The sequence below is a fragment of the Streptomyces sp. 8K308 genome (assembly GCF_004348315.1).
Taxonomy (GTDB): domain Bacteria; phylum Actinomycetota; class Actinomycetes; order Streptomycetales; family Streptomycetaceae; genus Streptomyces.
The window spans coordinates 1-13939 of sequence record NZ_SMKC01000178.1 but is presented as its reverse complement, the minus strand read 5'-3'; the positions used below and the strand labels follow the sequence as shown (position 1 = coordinate 13939).

The window sequence follows — 13939 nt, the reverse complement described above, 5'->3', positions numbered from 1 at the left end:
CCCTGGGACCCACCCCTCACCACCGCCCTCACCCGCACCGGCCTCCGCGTCGAGGAGGAGTCCGTCCTCGACCTCCTCCTGGCCGACCTCGGCTGAGGGCGGGCGGCCCGGCCCCCGCCGGGCACCCGCGTCCGCCGGCGGCTGATCCCATTTCCCCGCGCCGGCCGCGGAAGGCGAGGGCTCCGCCCCATCCGGCACTGTTACGCTCCGCCGTCTCATCCCGAGCTCCGACCGGGCGCGGCATAAGCACGTGGCATGGGAAATTAACCCAAAATGGCCAACCTGGAGGCCGGGCACTGTAGCGCGTGCAGGCCCCTTCGTAAGCTGAATCGCGGTACACGCGTGTGCGGGCGTGTGCCTCGGACACGTGCACGGAGGCAGTCATGGCGCGTCCCTGGGAGGCCGACCCGTCCGCGTTATTCGCGCGGCGGCTCGGCAGGTCGGCCAAGGAACTCGGCAACACCGACGGCAAGACCGGCTGCCCGGACATCTGGCAGCTGGACAACGGCGACATAGCCGTGATCGGACGCGACCTCACCGCCGACTACCGCTCCCGTCTCCCCGAGGGCGTGGGGTTGGCACCGGACGAACGACTCGTCATCCTCCCCGGCAACATGCTGAGCGCGGCGAAAGCGGACATTCCCGATGATTGACCTCCATCCCCCTCGCCTCGACCGAGCCCAGGGGGTGCGGCTCGACCAGCCCGCCTACTCGGCCGACTTCTGGCAGCGCTACACCCGACTCGACCGACGCGACTCCTGGAAGCTGGAGCGCGGTCAGCACTTCGTCGAACAGGACAGCCCCAGCAGAGCGGCCCTGGGCCGAGGCGACTGGGCGGAGGCGCTGCGCCTCCTCGAAGGCCGGCGGGCCGGCCTGCGCGAGGAAGCGGAGCAGGACAGGCGGCTCGGCACCGTCTTCCACCGGGTGCGGGTGGTCGAAAAGCCGTTCACGCCGTACATCCAGTGGGAGCTGCACTCCCTCCTGCTGAACGCCGAGGACGGCGGCGAGGACATTAGGATCGTCGAAGCGGGCTAGCTCCACGCCCTGGAAGTCGATCGTCCGTTGCCCGAGTTGGTCGTGCTCGGCGGGGAGACGCTCTACGAGGTCGTCTACACCGACGAAGGCGTGCTCGACGGCTGTGTCCGCTTCACCGACCCCCAACTCGTCGACGACTGGCAGGACCTCACCCGCGCCCTCTTCGAACGCGGCGAGGACCTGTCCTCCTACTTCGCGCGAGAAGTGGCTCCCCTTCCCCCGCCCCGGCTGACCACCGAGGAGGAGTAACGATCGACGAGCGCGACGCCGCCGGCCATCCCAGACCCCGTCAACTGCTGGGCGACATTCGAGGCTCGTCAACCGGACCGAGGAACTTGAACGGCTCGACGCCGTTCTGCCCGGCGTCGAGGGCGCTCCCCTCGTCGTATCGCTCTGCGTCATCGCGGGCACGGCGGGCGCCGGCAAGACGTCGCTGGCCCTGCGCTGGGCGCACCAGGCACAACACCGTTTCCCCGACGGGCAGTTGTACATCAACCTGCGTGGCTACGACCCGGACGACCCGGTCACCGTCCACGAGGCACTGCACCGCTTCCTCACCGCCCTCGGCGTCCCGGCCGAAGCCATCCCCGCCCAGCCGGACGCGGCGGCCGCCCTCTACCGCTCCCTCCTCGCCGACCGGCGCATGCTGATCGTGCTGGACAACGCGGCCACCGCCGCCCAGGTCCGCCCCCTGCTCCCCGGCAGCGCCGGCTGCCTGACCGTCGTCACCAGCCGCAGCCGCCTGTCCGGTCTTGCCATAAAGGACGGTGCGCACCGCCTCACCCTCGGCACCCTCCCGGAGCCCGAGGCCGTCGCCCTGCTCCGCGCCGTCACCACCGGATACCGGCCCGAGGACGACGCCGCCAAACTGGCCGATCTCGCCAGGCTCTGCGCCCGTCTCCCCCTGGCCCTGCGGATCGCCGCCGAGCGAGCCGTCACCCATCCCCACCTGAGCCTGGACGACCTGATCGCCGAGCTGCGCGACGAGTCCGCCCTCTGGGACGCCCTCAGCGTGGTCGACGAGGACGAAGCGGCGGCCGTACGCACGGTCTTCTCCTGGTCCTACCGCGCCCTGCGACCCGAGGCCGCGCGGCTCTTCCGCCTGCTCGGCCTCCACCCGAACCCCCAGTTCAGCCTGCACGCGGCCGCCGCACTCGCCGGCGCCCGGGCCAGCCGCGCGCGCCAGCTCCTCGACATCCTGGTCGGCGCCCACCTGCTCGACCAACCGGCCCCCGACCGGTACGAGTTCCACGACCTGCTCCGCGCCTACGCCGCCGACCAGGCCCGCCGCGAGGAACCGGCGGCCGAGCGCACGGCCGCGCTGCGGCGTGTCCTCGACTGGTACCTGCACACCGCCGACGCCGCCCAGAGCCGGCTCGACCCCGCCGAGAACCACCAACCCCTCGACCCACCGGTTGAGTTCGTCACCCCCCTCGCCTTCCCCGACTACGACACCGCCGCCGTCTGGGCGGAGCGCGAGCACGGCAACCTCGTGGCCTGCGTCAGGACAGCCGCGAGCGCCGGGCTGGACCGCCACGCCTGGCTTCTGCCCGCCGTCCTGTGGAACGCCAAGGCGCCCTCGTCACCCACCGTCGACCTGTTCACGGCCTGCCGCATCGGCCTCGCGGCCGCCAGGCGCGAGGGCGAGCGGGCCGGGGAGGCGACCCTGCTCGAAGACCTGGGCATGTGCCACGCCCGGTTCAACCAACTCGCCGAAAGCGAGCACTGTTACCGCTCCGCCCTCGCCATCCGGCGCGCTTTCGGCGACCGGTCGGGCGAGGGAAACTCCCTCAACCTCCTCGGTCTCGTGCAGCTGAGCCGCCGCCACCTGCCGGACGCCCGCGACCACTTCCAGCAGGCGGCCACCATCTTCCGTGACGTCGGAGCCGGTTCGTACGCGGCCGTGGCCCAGGCCAACCTCGCCCTGACCCACTACCGGGCAGGCCGACTCGCCGAGGCCGAGGAGGCCGGCCACCCGGCCCTGGCCTTCGAGCGCGCCGTCGGCAACCGGCTCAACGAGGGCAACATCCTGTGGACCCGCAGCGACATCCACCGCGAGAGCGGCCGGACCGAGGAGGCGCTGCGCCTGGCCCAGGAGGCCGTCGACATCGCCCTCACCCTGCGCAACCAGTTCGCGGAGGCCGTCTGGCTCCTCGCCCTCGGCGACGCCCAACTGGCCCTCGGCCAGCAGGGCGACGCCCTGGCCTCCTACCAGCGCTCGGCCTCCCTCAACCGCCGGCTGCGCAACCGCAGCCGCGAGGCCCTGGCATGGCTCGGCGCCGGCCGGACCTACCAGGCACTCGGCCGACACGACGAGGCCGCCGACTTCCACCGCCAGTCCGCCGCCGCCTTCCGCGAACTCGCCGACCCCTGGCACGAGGCCCTGGCCCTCGAAGCCCTCGCCGACGCGCTCGACCCCGAACACCCCGACCAGGCCGCCACGCACCGGGCCGAGGCGCTACGCCTCACCGCCCCCTACGACGACCCCCGCGCCACCGGGTTCCGCGACCGCGTCGAGCGCCGCCTGCGGGGTCGGTAGCCGAGCGCGTCCGATATCTTACATTCCGCGTACAGGCGTCACGTACGGAGGGGAACAGGCTCGTGGGCTGGCACGAGGAGTGGGCGGAAGCCCAGGCATTCGCGCGCGCCGAGATCGCCGCGCAGCGGACGCCGGGCGAGGGTCCGGTCGCCGCACCCGACCTGAGCGTCCCCGTCGACCAGTTGCTCGCCTCCGCCGCCGCCTCCGAGAGCGCGCACGAGGACCTGCGGCCCGTCCTCGACCGCGCCATCGGCGACACCGCCGCAGCCACCGAGTCCCTGCGGCAGTGGACGCTCGGGGAACAGCTGGGGCAGAGCGGAGCCGGCTGGGGAGCAGCCCTCAGTGACATGGCCGACCGCCTGCCCGAACACGCCACAGGACTGCGCGCCATCACCTCCGCGATGGTCGGCCTCGACCAGGAACTCCGCGCCACCTTCCGCGGCTGGGGCACCGTCTGATGCCCGCGATGTACCGCGAACTGCTGACACAGGACTTCTACCCGCTCGGCACGGCGGTCTCCGCCTGGCGCCGGCTGGCCGAAGCCTGCCAGGAGGCCCACGACGGCTCACTCGCCCGCGTCTCCCAGCCGCTGATCGACGCGGAATGGGCCGGTCAGTCGGCCGACACGGGCTTGCACGCCATGGCCGTCACCCAGTCGATCCTCACCACCGCCAGCCGGAACGCCCTGCTGCTCGCCGCCATCCTGGACGAGGCACGGGCCAGGATGCAGGCGGCACAACAGCGCCTCAGGAACGCCGTCGCCGACGCGGAGGACGCCGGCCACCGCGTCAGCGAGGACGGCACCGTCCTCGCCCGCCCGGGTGAGCCGAGTCCCGACGACTTCGCGGACCAGGACCGACTCCTCCGAGAATCCATTGAGGTGGCCGGCCACCAGGCGCGGATCGACGAAGCCATCCAGGAAGCTCGGGACGCCAGCAACCAGGCAGGGCGCGCGCTGCGCGAGCTCGACCCGTTCACCCTCGACAAGGAGTACGGCGCCCACATCGCCGACCACGCGGCGGCGCGGCTCGCCGAGACACACGGCATCGGGATCTCGGCCGACGACATCCCGACGGACGGGCCCCCGGCGGAGGCGGCACGCTGGTGGTCCGGCCTCACCGACCTGGAACGCGACCTACTGCTGGCCTCCTACCCCGCGCAGATCGGTGCCCTCGACGGCCTCCCCGCCGAAACCCGCGACCAGGCCAACCGCGCCGCGCTGGATGCCCAGCTCAACGACTATCGGGCGCGGGAGGATGAGCTTGGCTATCACGACCGTTTCATCTACGACGGCCTGACCAGGCTCCAGGAGACACTGGACAGCCGCACGAACGCGCCGGCCGAACAGCGGCTGTACCTGCTCGGCTTCGGCACCCAGGACGACGGGCGTGCGATCGTCGCCCAGGGCAACCCGGACACGGCGGCGCACACGGCGGTGTTGGTACCGGGGACGACGACGGATCTCGGGAGTATGCAGGGGCAGATTGATCGAATCGGGACAATGCAGCAGGCGGCTCGGCAACGCAATCTGGGTGAGGTATCCGTCATTTCTTGGCTCGGTTACGACGCCCCGGAAATCTCGGACAGCGTGATGACACGGGAACGCGCCAACGAGGCAGCCCCGGAACTCCGTGACTTCACCGCAGGCCTCAGGGCAGCTCATGATGGACCCAACAACCATCTCACCGTGGTGGGTCACAGCTATGGCTCAACCACCGTTGGCGCTGCGGACGCCGGGGGCGAGGGGCTGGGAGCCGACGACATTATCGTCCTGGGCAGCCCCGGCATGACGGTGTCGAACGTCGACGAGTTGCACATCTCCCCGGACAGACTCTGGGTGGGTGCGGCCTCCGACGACCCGGTGGCGCACAACCTCTCCGGCCTCACACTCGGCCGTTCGCCACAACATTTCTGGTTCGGCGACGTTCGGGAGATGCCTGTCGATACCTCAGGGCACAGCGCCTACTGGGAAGCCAGTAGCCAATCTCTGAAGAACATGGGACGCATCATCGCTGGTGAACCTCCACTGGATGTGGCGACGGAATGACTACGAATAGTTCGCAGAGGCTGATGAAGACGCAGGGCGTAGCTTTTGCAGCGGTGGCTGCACTGGCCTTGGGAGGCTGTGCAATGAGCAGCGCGGATACTGGCGGAATCAACGACCCTCTTCCTCGTATGAGCCGGTCGGAGGCAGAGGAATGGGCTGTCCACTGGGCTGATTCCATGGCTCGAACGGCCGACGCCGACATCGTCAGTGACACGGAGATGGCCAGTTTCCACAACTGTGTCGGGCGTGACGACGAGGTGGCTGACGACGGGCGGTTCTTTCTCATGTACTCGGTGCGCGCCGACATCGCACCAGAACGCAGAGCAGAAGCGGTCCGAGCCATCCGCGACAGACTTGAAGAAGCTGGGCTGGAGATCCAGGGCTTTCGCTCAGACCCAGAAGTGACTCCCGCCAATGCGGTGGACGCCTGGCATCCGGAAGACCATCAGTCGGTCACAGCGGAGGACAACGGGGATGCCCAGTTGCTTCTCACAGTGGAGACTCCATGCCTGTTGCCCCCCGGCGTCGAACAGCAGCAGTTCGGCTAGCCATCGACGGTTGGACTGCCCTCGTTCCGTCGCCGAACCCTTCCGTGGCCCTCGGGGCGCGCTATCGGCAGGTCCGTGATGCCCAGATCCCTCCGCATGGTCTGCCGCGCCTCGTACAGGCCCTCCGACCCCCGACCCAGTAGCGACGCGGCGTCGTCGAGTTGTTCGGGCGTGGCCTCCGGGGTGAGCAGGCGGTCGAGGCGGAGGAGCAGGAAGTAGGTGTCGCCGCCCGCCTTGAGGACGGCGTCGGAGGCGACCATCTGGGCGTCCGCGTAGGCCAGGCGCAGGGCGTCACGGGCCGTCGCGAGGTCGGGTGTCTCGGGGGAGGGGCGCGTTCCCTCGGCCAGCCAGCGGTGGTGACGGCTGAGCGCCAGGTGGAACTGGCGTAGCGCCTGGTTAAACGTGGTGTAGGAGGACCGCCGTAGTTCGAGCAGTTCGCGGCGTTCGAGGGCCTGGCGTTCCGCTTCCCGCTCGCCGGCCTGGCGGTCGAGTTCGAGTGCCTTGGAGCGGAGCGCACCCCGGTGGGCGAGCAGGCCGGACAGCAGGGTGCCCAGGACTCCGACGACGGCGACGACGAGCGAGCTGACCGTGGGATCCATGGCGTCGACCATAGCCACCGCGGCAGGCGCCCCGGGCGGTACCGTCCAAGGGTGAGCTTCGACCCCGCCGATCCGGTGTTCCTCGACGACCCCTACCCGGCCTTCGCCGCGCTTCGCCGGCGCGGGCCCGTGCACTGGCACGACGGGCTCGGGCTGTCGGTGGCCGTGTCGCACGAGGCATGCGCCGCCGTGCTGCGCAGCAGGGACGCCGGACGGATCTGGCGGGACAAGGAGCCGGCGGCGGCGTTCCCGGCGTTCAACCTGTTGCACCGGAACTCGCTCCTCGAGAGCGAGCCGCCGCGGCACACCCGGCTGCGCCGGCTGGTGTCGGCGGCGTTCAACCGGGGGCACACCGCCCGGCTCGAGCCGCGCCTCAGGGCGGTGGCCGGCCGGATGGTGGACGGGCTGGCCGCGGCCATCGCGGCCGACGGCGCGGCGGACCTGCTGACGCACCTCGCCGGGCCGCTGCCGGTCGAGGTGATCGCCGAACTGCTCGGCGTGCCGGCCGAGGACCGGCCGTGGCTCCAGCCGTGGTCCAACGCGATCGTCAAGATGTACGAGTACGGCCTGCCTCCGGAGGGCGCGGCCGCCGCCGAGGCCGCGGCGGCCGAGTTCGTGGCGTACCTGCGGGAGTTGGCCGCGGAACGCGCGGCCGTGCCCGGCGACGACCTGATCAGCGACCTGGTCGCGGTGCGGGACGGCGGCGACCGGCTCTCCGACGACGAACTCGTCGGCACGGCCGTGCTGTTGCTGATGGCCGGCCACGAGGCCACCGTCAACGTCATCGGCAACGGCGTGCTGGCACTGTTGCGCCACCGCGACCAGTGGGACCGCCTGGTCGCCGCGCCGGCGGAGCTGCTGCCCACCGCCGTCGAGGAGTTGATCCGCTACGACGCGCCGCTGCAGCTGTTCGAGCGGACGGCCGTGGCACCCACGACCGTGGCCGGCTACCGGCTGGAGCCCGGGCAGAAGATCGCCGCGCTGCTCGGCGCCGCCGCGCGTGACCCGGACGTCTTCGCCGAGCCCGACCGGCTCGACATCGGACGCTCGCCCAACCCACACCTCGGCTTCGGCGCCGGCATCCACTACTGCGTCGGCGCGCCGCTTGCCAGGGCCGAGATCTCCGCCGCGGTGGAGGCGTTGGTCACCAGGCTGCCGGGGCTGCGGCTCGCCGAAGAGCCGGCCCGCCGCCCCGAGTTCGTCATTCGGGGGCTGCGGAGCCTGCCGGTCACGGCTCAGCCTCGGTAGGAGCCGCGGCGCCGAGTGGGCATGATGCCGGCGGTGAGCGCCTTCTTGACCTGCCCCGGGTCACCGGCCCAGCACCGCCAGCGCCAGCACCGACGCTGGCACGGCGGTCAGCGCCAGCACCGTGCCGGTCGCCACGAACGTCCGGACCGGCACCCGCACGCCGCCCGCGTGGCAGCGCTCGAACCACAACAGGGTGGCCAGTGACGCCCAGGGGGTGATCACCGGGCCGACGTTGGTGCCGGTCAGCAGCGCCAGCAGCTGGTCCTCGTTGCCGACCGGCACCGCCGACTCGCCGGCGAGGTAGACGGGCAGGTTGTTCAGCACGTTGGAGAGGCCGGTGCCGACGCCCGCCGCGCGCAGCATGCCGAGCAGACCGTCGTCGGTGCCCACCGCCGAGGCCAGCAGTTCGTGCAGGCCGTGCGCGTTGATCGTCTCCACCACCAGGAACATCCCGGGCACCAGCACCAACAGCCGCCACGGCACGAGGGAGACGCGGAGCACGGCGGGCCGGCGCACCGCGAACGCGGCCACCGCGACGGCCGCCGCCGCGCCGGCGGCGATCCACAGCGGCGCGTCGGCCAGCAGGATGGCGAGGAGGAAGCCGGCGCAGGTGAGACCGCAGATCCGGAACAGCGCCGGGTCGGCCGGCCGGTGCGCGGCGGGCGCCTCGTACGCCTCGGCGCCGCGCCGGCCGCGGCGCCAGAAGAACGCCCACAGGCAGGCGGCCGTCACCGCGACGGCCGCCGCCTGCGGGGCCCACATCCGGCCGGCGAGTGCGAGCGGGGAGAGCGCGACACGGTCGGCGGCCAGCAGGTTCGTCAGGTTCGAGACCGGCAGCAGCAGGCTCGCGGTGTTGGCCAGCCACACCGTCGTCATGGCGAGCGGCACCGTCGCGATCCCGACGCGCGCGGCGAGCGCCAGCATGACGGGCGTCAACAGCACGGCCGTGGTGTCGAGGTTGAGCGCGATCGTGGTGAGGGACGCGAACGCGACGCAGAGCAGGAAGAGTCGGAGGTAGCTGCCGCCGCCGGCCCGCGCCACGCGTGCCGCGACGACGTCGAACACCTCGGCCAGGCTGACGAGTTCGGCCAGCACGATGACCGTGCCGAGGAACGCCAGCAGCGGCGCGACGCGTGCCATGGCGTCTCCGGCCGCCTGCGCGGGCAGCGCGCCCGTGGCCAGGAACAGCAGGCCGAGCGCGAGCAGGGCCGCGGCCAGCCAGTCGAGCGGATGGAGCGGGAGTGGGAGGGGGAGACGACCTGAGAGCGCTCTCATCTCATGCCCTTCATGTCGTGTGCGTGGAGGGCCGGAAGGAGTCCCCCATGCTCTCCCGCCGCAACGTCTTCCGGGGCGCCGCGCTCGGCGCGGCCCTCGGCGCGTCGACCCTCGCCCTCCGGCCCGGGCTCGCGCACGCCGCCGCCCCGCTGCCGTTGACCGTCGTCAACCGCACCGGCCAGTTCGCCAACGCCTCGATCTGGGTCTACATCGTCGGCAACGACGGCACCCGCCAGGTGCGCGTCGCCCCCGACGGCCGGCTGCTGCCGGTCTCGCTGTCCGACAACGGCCCCGACGGCTACACCGACTACGCCATACCGCTGGCCGCCTCCGGCGACACCACGATTCAACTCCCGTACCTCTCGGGCCGGATCTACGTGGCGCTCGGCGAGAAGCTGAGGTTCCGCGCGGTGCCGGACGGCAACGGCAACCCGGCCCTCGCCTACCCGGCCGGCTGGGTGCCGTCCGACCCCAGCTACCAGGTGCTGCACGACTGCGCCGAGTTCACCTACCGGCCGGACGGCATGTACTGCAACACGACGATGGTCGACATGTTCAGCGTGCCGCTGGCCATCCGGCTCACCGGCTCCCGCGACCAGACGGCCGGCACCCTCCGCGACGGCGCCCGCACGGCCGCGTTCTCCGAACTCGCCGGCCACCCCACCTTCGGGCCGCTCGTCCTCGGCGACCGCCGCGTCCTCGCGCCGGGGCATGGCCTGGACGCCGGCCTCTTCCCGCGCGACTACTTCGCGCCCTACGTGGACCGCGTGTGGTCCGAGTACGCCGCCCGCGACCTGCGGGTCACCACCAACGCCGGCACCTTCACCGGCCGGGTCAGCGGCGACCGCCTGGTCTGCAACGGCCCGGGCCAGGTGTCCTTCGCCCGCCCCGCCACCCGCGACGTGCTGTTCTGCGACGGCGCCCTGCACGCCCCCAACGACCCGATCGTCGGCCCGGTCGCCGCGATCCTCGCCGCCGCGCTCAACCGCACCACCGCCATCAGCCACCCCAGCCAACCCACCACCGCTCCGGCCGACTTCTACCGCGGCGACCCGGCCCACCACTACGCGCGCGTCCTGCACGCGGCCGCCGTGGACGGCCGGGCCTACGCCTTCGCCTTCGACGACGTCGCCGGCTTCGCGCCGTACATCGAGGACAACGCGCCGAGCCGGATGACCCTGACGCTCACCCCGTTCTGACGGGACCCGCCGCGGCCGGCACGGGTGCCGGCGCCGGCCGCGCGGGGGATTGACGTCCGAGCCGGACGTGTCCATCTTCGACCGTGGCTGGGAGCGCTCCCGGCACGTCGAAGGGTGGTCACATGTCGCACCAACGCCCGCTCGCCCGCCGCACCTTGATCGCGGCCGCCGCCGCGAGCCTGGTCGCCGCCACCCCGGCCACCTCGCTGGGTTCCGAGGCCCGGGCGCGGTACCACACGGTGGGCCGGATCAGGCGCGCGGCCGGCGGGTTCGCGGAGTACAGCTGGCCCGGCGTCTCCTTCGAGGGCCGGTTCCGCGGCACCGGCGTCGGCCTCGTCCTGGACGACGCCGACAACGACTACGACATCCAGATCGACGGTGTGACGGCCACCACCCTGGTGACCCCCGGCCGCACCACGGCCTGGATCCACGACCTGGTCGACACCGAGCACACCGTGCGGCTCGTCAAGCGCACCGAAAGCCCGTGGGCCGTGGGCAGGTTCGGCGGCTTCGTCGCCGCCCCGCGCGGCGCGATCCTCGCCCCGCCCCGGGCGCGGAGCCGCCAGATCGAGTTCATCGGCGACTCCAACACCGCCGGCTACGGCAACGTCTCCGACACCCGCGACTGTTCGACCAACGGCGGGGTCAACCGGAACACCAACACCGACCTCGCCTTCGGCGCCCTCACCGCCAGGAGCCTCGGCGCCGACCATCAGATCAACGCCTACTCGGGCCTCGGCATGGTCCGCAACTACGACGGCCACAGCCCGGACGTCGACTACCGCACCTACTACGACCGCGCCCTGCTGAACGTGGCCGGCGACGTCTGGCGCCGGCCGCACACCTGGCGGCCGCAGCTCGTCGTGATCGGTCTCGGCCTCAACGACTTCTCCACCCCGCTCCGTCCGGGCGAGCGGTGGGCCACGGAGGACGATCTCGTCGCCGACTACGAGCGCGCCTACCTGCGCTTCATCGACGGCCTGCGCGCCCGGTACGGCCGCGACACGTTCATCGTGGTCAGCGCGGCGGCCCTCCACAACACCACGGCGTTCGCCCGGGCCGCCCAGCACGTCGTCGAGGTCCGCGGGCGACGCGGCGACCGCCGAGTCGGCTACTGGTACTACGACGACCCGGCGCTGGACCACCTCGGCTGCGACTGGCACCCCTCGGCCCACGACCACCGGATCATCTCCGGCCTGCTCGACGCCTACGTCGCCACGCTCCCGCTGCGCTGGTGACGAGCCGGGCGACCGGCCGCTCAGGCGGCCCGCCGACCGGCTTCCGCCGCCGGCTCGGCCTCGGACGGGATGCCGACGACCTCCACCCGCACGCCGTACGACTCCAGCGTGCGGGCCGCCTGGACGAGCGCGACCTGGGCGAAGGGGAAGAGCGTGGCCGGGGTCAGCCCGACGCGACGCTTGAGACGGATGGCGAACACCACGCGCTGCGGGCGGAAACCGTCCGGTAGGCGCCTGCCCCTGCCCAGTGCCGTCACCCGCTCGGCGAAACCCTTGCGTGCCTCCGGCTGGTGCAGCAGCGCCTCGACGGCCACCATGCCCTGGCTGAAGAGATGGCTGAGCGGCGACGAGCCGCCCGCCTGCTTGACCATGACCAGCGTGTTGTCGGGTGCGAGAAGGTCGCAGATCTCGACGCCCCGGGACCGGTGCAACGGGGTGGTGACGAGCTTCTGGTCCAGGCAGACGAAGCCCGGGTGGTCGCCCGCCATGTCGTTGTACGCACCCTCGTCCATGCCGTCGGGCCAGACCGGCAACGTCAGGGACGGGCACGCCGGCATCAGCCGCTCGACCGCGGCTCCGAGCCTCGCGAGATAGGCGGCGTCAAACTCGTGCCACACGCCCTCCACCAGGACGAAGCGGCCCCCGTCCCGCCCGAGCAGGTCGGCCTCGACCAAACGGGCCAGGCGCTCCCGGCGAATGACATCGCCCGCCCTCGCCCGACTGTCCCGGTAGAGGGTCACCACGGCCTCGCGGAGCGCCGCGGCCCGCCGGCCGGGGCGGTGGAAGCGCAGCCGCCCCCGAATGTAGTCCAGGTCGAAGACGTTGCTCCGCCACTCCTCGCCCGAGTCGAAGCGGACCCCGATGGCGCGGGCCATGCCGAAGTCCGCCAGGCAGTCGTCGGGGACGGCCGCCCCGATCAGCACGCCGTCGAGGGTTCCCAGCGCCTGGTCCAGGCGCGCGTCGAGCCGCCCGACCGTGTCGGCGTCCCTCAGCGCCACCACAGACTCGACGAACTCCAGCTCAGGAAGCGGCGGTTCCTCCCGGCAGGTCCTGGCGATGGCGCGGATGTCCGCGACCAGCGACGCCGGAACCGCGCCGTAAGGCAGCCGTAGCCCGGCGCCGCCCTCGGCGCCGTGCACCCGGCTGCCCCCGGCGCGCTCGACCGTCAACTCGGGCCTGACCAGCCGCCCTTCCATGCGCTGGACCAGTTTGGTGACCCTGTCCAGGTCCAGCGTTCTGACCGGCGCGCCGCCCGGCGTCACGGAGATGTCGGTGCGCCCCCGCCCCGGAGTACGGGAGACGGCGGCGCGAATGTCGTCCGGGTCGATGCTGCGGATCACGAACTTCAGGCCGAAGCGCCGGTCCTTGAACCGGTCCCGCACCAGCCGGAAGCCCTCGCCGTAAGTCAGCGCGAACACCTCGCGGTCGACGATGAGCAGCACCAGGGCCGCGCCACGCAGCGAGGGATGGCTCACCGGCCACCCGGTGAGCTGGGAGAAGTCGGCGCACCAGCTCGACTCCTCCTTGCTGAAGCACCCGTGCACCGCGACGGCGGTCACGCCGAAGTCTTCGAGCACGCGGAAGTCGGCGCCGATCTCGTCCAGTTTGGCGGCCGAGAGGGCGTCGAACATGCCCTCGACGGTGGGGTCAACGCCGACGAGCCGATACAGGGTGCGGACCGAGGTCGGCACGGGGGAGAGCGCGGACATGGGTGTGCTGCTCCTGCGGATGTGGGCACCGTGGAACACGGTGCGTGACGGCGTGGGGCGGTGCGGGGTGCGCCGGATGGACGTTCGCGTGGCGCGGGGGCGGCGGTGACCAGGGGGAACCGCGCGCGCTGGAACCAGACACGACAAGAGGACGATCGAAGGTGACGATGGGTCAGCCGCGACCTGGCACTCACCGTAGCCCCAGCCACTCGATAACGCAAATTATTGGAAGAGATTGGAGTCTTGAGGCGTTGAGTGGGGGCCGGTACGCTGGCCCCATGGCCGAGTCGCTCGAAGAACTGGAAGACCAGATGGCGGAGTACCGCACCGCCATCAGCGTCGCCAAGCGCCGTGGCGACCAGGCCGGCGCCACCCAGCTCCGCGCCGAACTGCGGGAAATCGTCAAGAAGTACGACCGCCGCCTGGAGCTGGACGAGATGGAGGAGCTGAAGGGCGCGGAGGCGCCAGCGCCGCGAGGCGGGAACGTGGAGCCCCCTCAGCC

At 72.0% G+C, this 13939-nt stretch carries 12 protein-coding genes and 2 pseudogenes; 11 read left to right on the top strand and 3 right to left on the bottom strand.

Annotated features, from left to right (window positions below):
- The 7 genes and pseudogenes from E1265_RS22505 to E1265_RS22475 all read left to right on the top strand — a co-directional run.
- Positions 1-96, top strand: a 96-nt coding sequence (locus E1265_RS22505; RefSeq protein WP_132932704.1) for a DUF2399 domain-containing protein, incomplete at its 5' end; no start/stop codon positions are given.
- A 287-nt stretch (positions 97-383) separates the two neighbouring features.
- On the top strand, positions 384-653 hold the full coding sequence (locus E1265_RS22500) for a hypothetical protein (protein ID WP_132932703.1): 270 nt from the start codon (positions 384-386) through the stop codon (positions 651-653).
- A pseudogene (locus E1265_RS40775) lies at positions 646-1284 on the top strand (DUF6879 family protein). Before E1265_RS22500 ends, E1265_RS40775 begins: the two are co-directional and overlap by 8 nt.
- 235 nt (positions 1285-1519) lie before the next feature.
- A complete protein-coding gene (locus E1265_RS22490; RefSeq protein ID WP_243741017.1) occupies positions 1520-3574 on the top strand; it encodes a tetratricopeptide repeat protein in 2055 nt (684 codons plus the stop codon).
- Between the two features lie 62 nt (positions 3575-3636).
- The gene (locus E1265_RS22485) at positions 3637-4032 is read left to right on the top strand and encodes a hypothetical protein (protein WP_132932701.1); all 396 of its coding nucleotides are present in this window, start codon (positions 3637-3639) and stop codon (positions 4030-4032) included.
- Positions 4033-4040: 8 nt separating this feature from the next.
- Positions 4041-5621: an alpha/beta hydrolase gene (locus E1265_RS22480; protein WP_243741016.1), complete on the top strand. Its 1581-nt coding sequence runs from the start codon at positions 4041-4043 to the stop codon at positions 5619-5621.
- 83 nt (positions 5622-5704) lie between these two features.
- A complete protein-coding gene (locus tag E1265_RS22475; RefSeq protein ID WP_132932697.1) occupies positions 5705-6169 on the top strand; it encodes a hypothetical protein in 465 nt (154 codons plus the stop codon).
- Here the strand turns inward: E1265_RS22475 and E1265_RS22470 are convergent.
- Positions 6166-6768, bottom strand: coding sequence for a hypothetical protein (locus tag E1265_RS22470; protein ID WP_132932695.1), 603 nt, complete (start codon positions 6766-6768; stop codon positions 6166-6168). The genes E1265_RS22475 and E1265_RS22470 overlap by 4 nt on opposite strands.
- A 51-nt stretch (positions 6769-6819) precedes the next feature.
- Here E1265_RS22470 and E1265_RS22465 point away from each other — a divergent pair, with 51 nt between their 5' ends.
- On the top strand, positions 6820-8016 hold the full coding sequence (locus E1265_RS22465) for a cytochrome P450 (RefSeq protein WP_132932693.1): 1197 nt from the start codon (positions 6820-6822) through the stop codon (positions 8014-8016).
- Between the two features lie 60 nt (positions 8017-8076).
- Here the strand turns inward: E1265_RS22465 and E1265_RS22460 are convergent, their stop codons facing one another.
- Entirely contained in the window at positions 8077-9291 is a 1215-nt protein-coding gene (locus tag E1265_RS22460) for an SLC13 family permease (protein ID WP_132932691.1), read from the bottom strand.
- 47 nt (positions 9292-9338) lie between these two features.
- Here E1265_RS22460 and E1265_RS22455 point away from each other — a divergent pair, with 47 nt between their 5' ends.
- Positions 9339-10490 carry a beta-1,3-glucanase family protein gene (locus tag E1265_RS22455; protein WP_132932690.1) on the top strand — a complete coding sequence of 384 codons (1152 nt, stop codon included), beginning with the start codon at positions 9339-9341 and terminating at the stop codon, positions 10488-10490.
- Between the two features lie 122 nt (positions 10491-10612).
- Complete coding sequence (locus E1265_RS22450) at positions 10613-11728, top strand: SGNH/GDSL hydrolase family protein (protein WP_207931168.1); 1116 nt, start codon at positions 10613-10615, stop codon at positions 11726-11728.
- Between the two features lie 20 nt (positions 11729-11748).
- Here the strand turns inward: E1265_RS22450 and E1265_RS22445 are convergent, their stop codons facing one another.
- Positions 11749-13437, bottom strand: coding sequence for a DUF6119 family protein (locus E1265_RS22445; RefSeq protein WP_132932688.1), 1689 nt, complete (start codon positions 13435-13437; stop codon positions 11749-11751).
- Positions 13438-13715: 278 nt separating this feature from the next.
- On the opposite strand from E1265_RS22445, the pseudogene E1265_RS22440 reads away from it, so the two are divergent.
- Positions 13716-13939: pseudogene (locus E1265_RS22440) on the top strand (hypothetical protein); the annotation flags it as partial.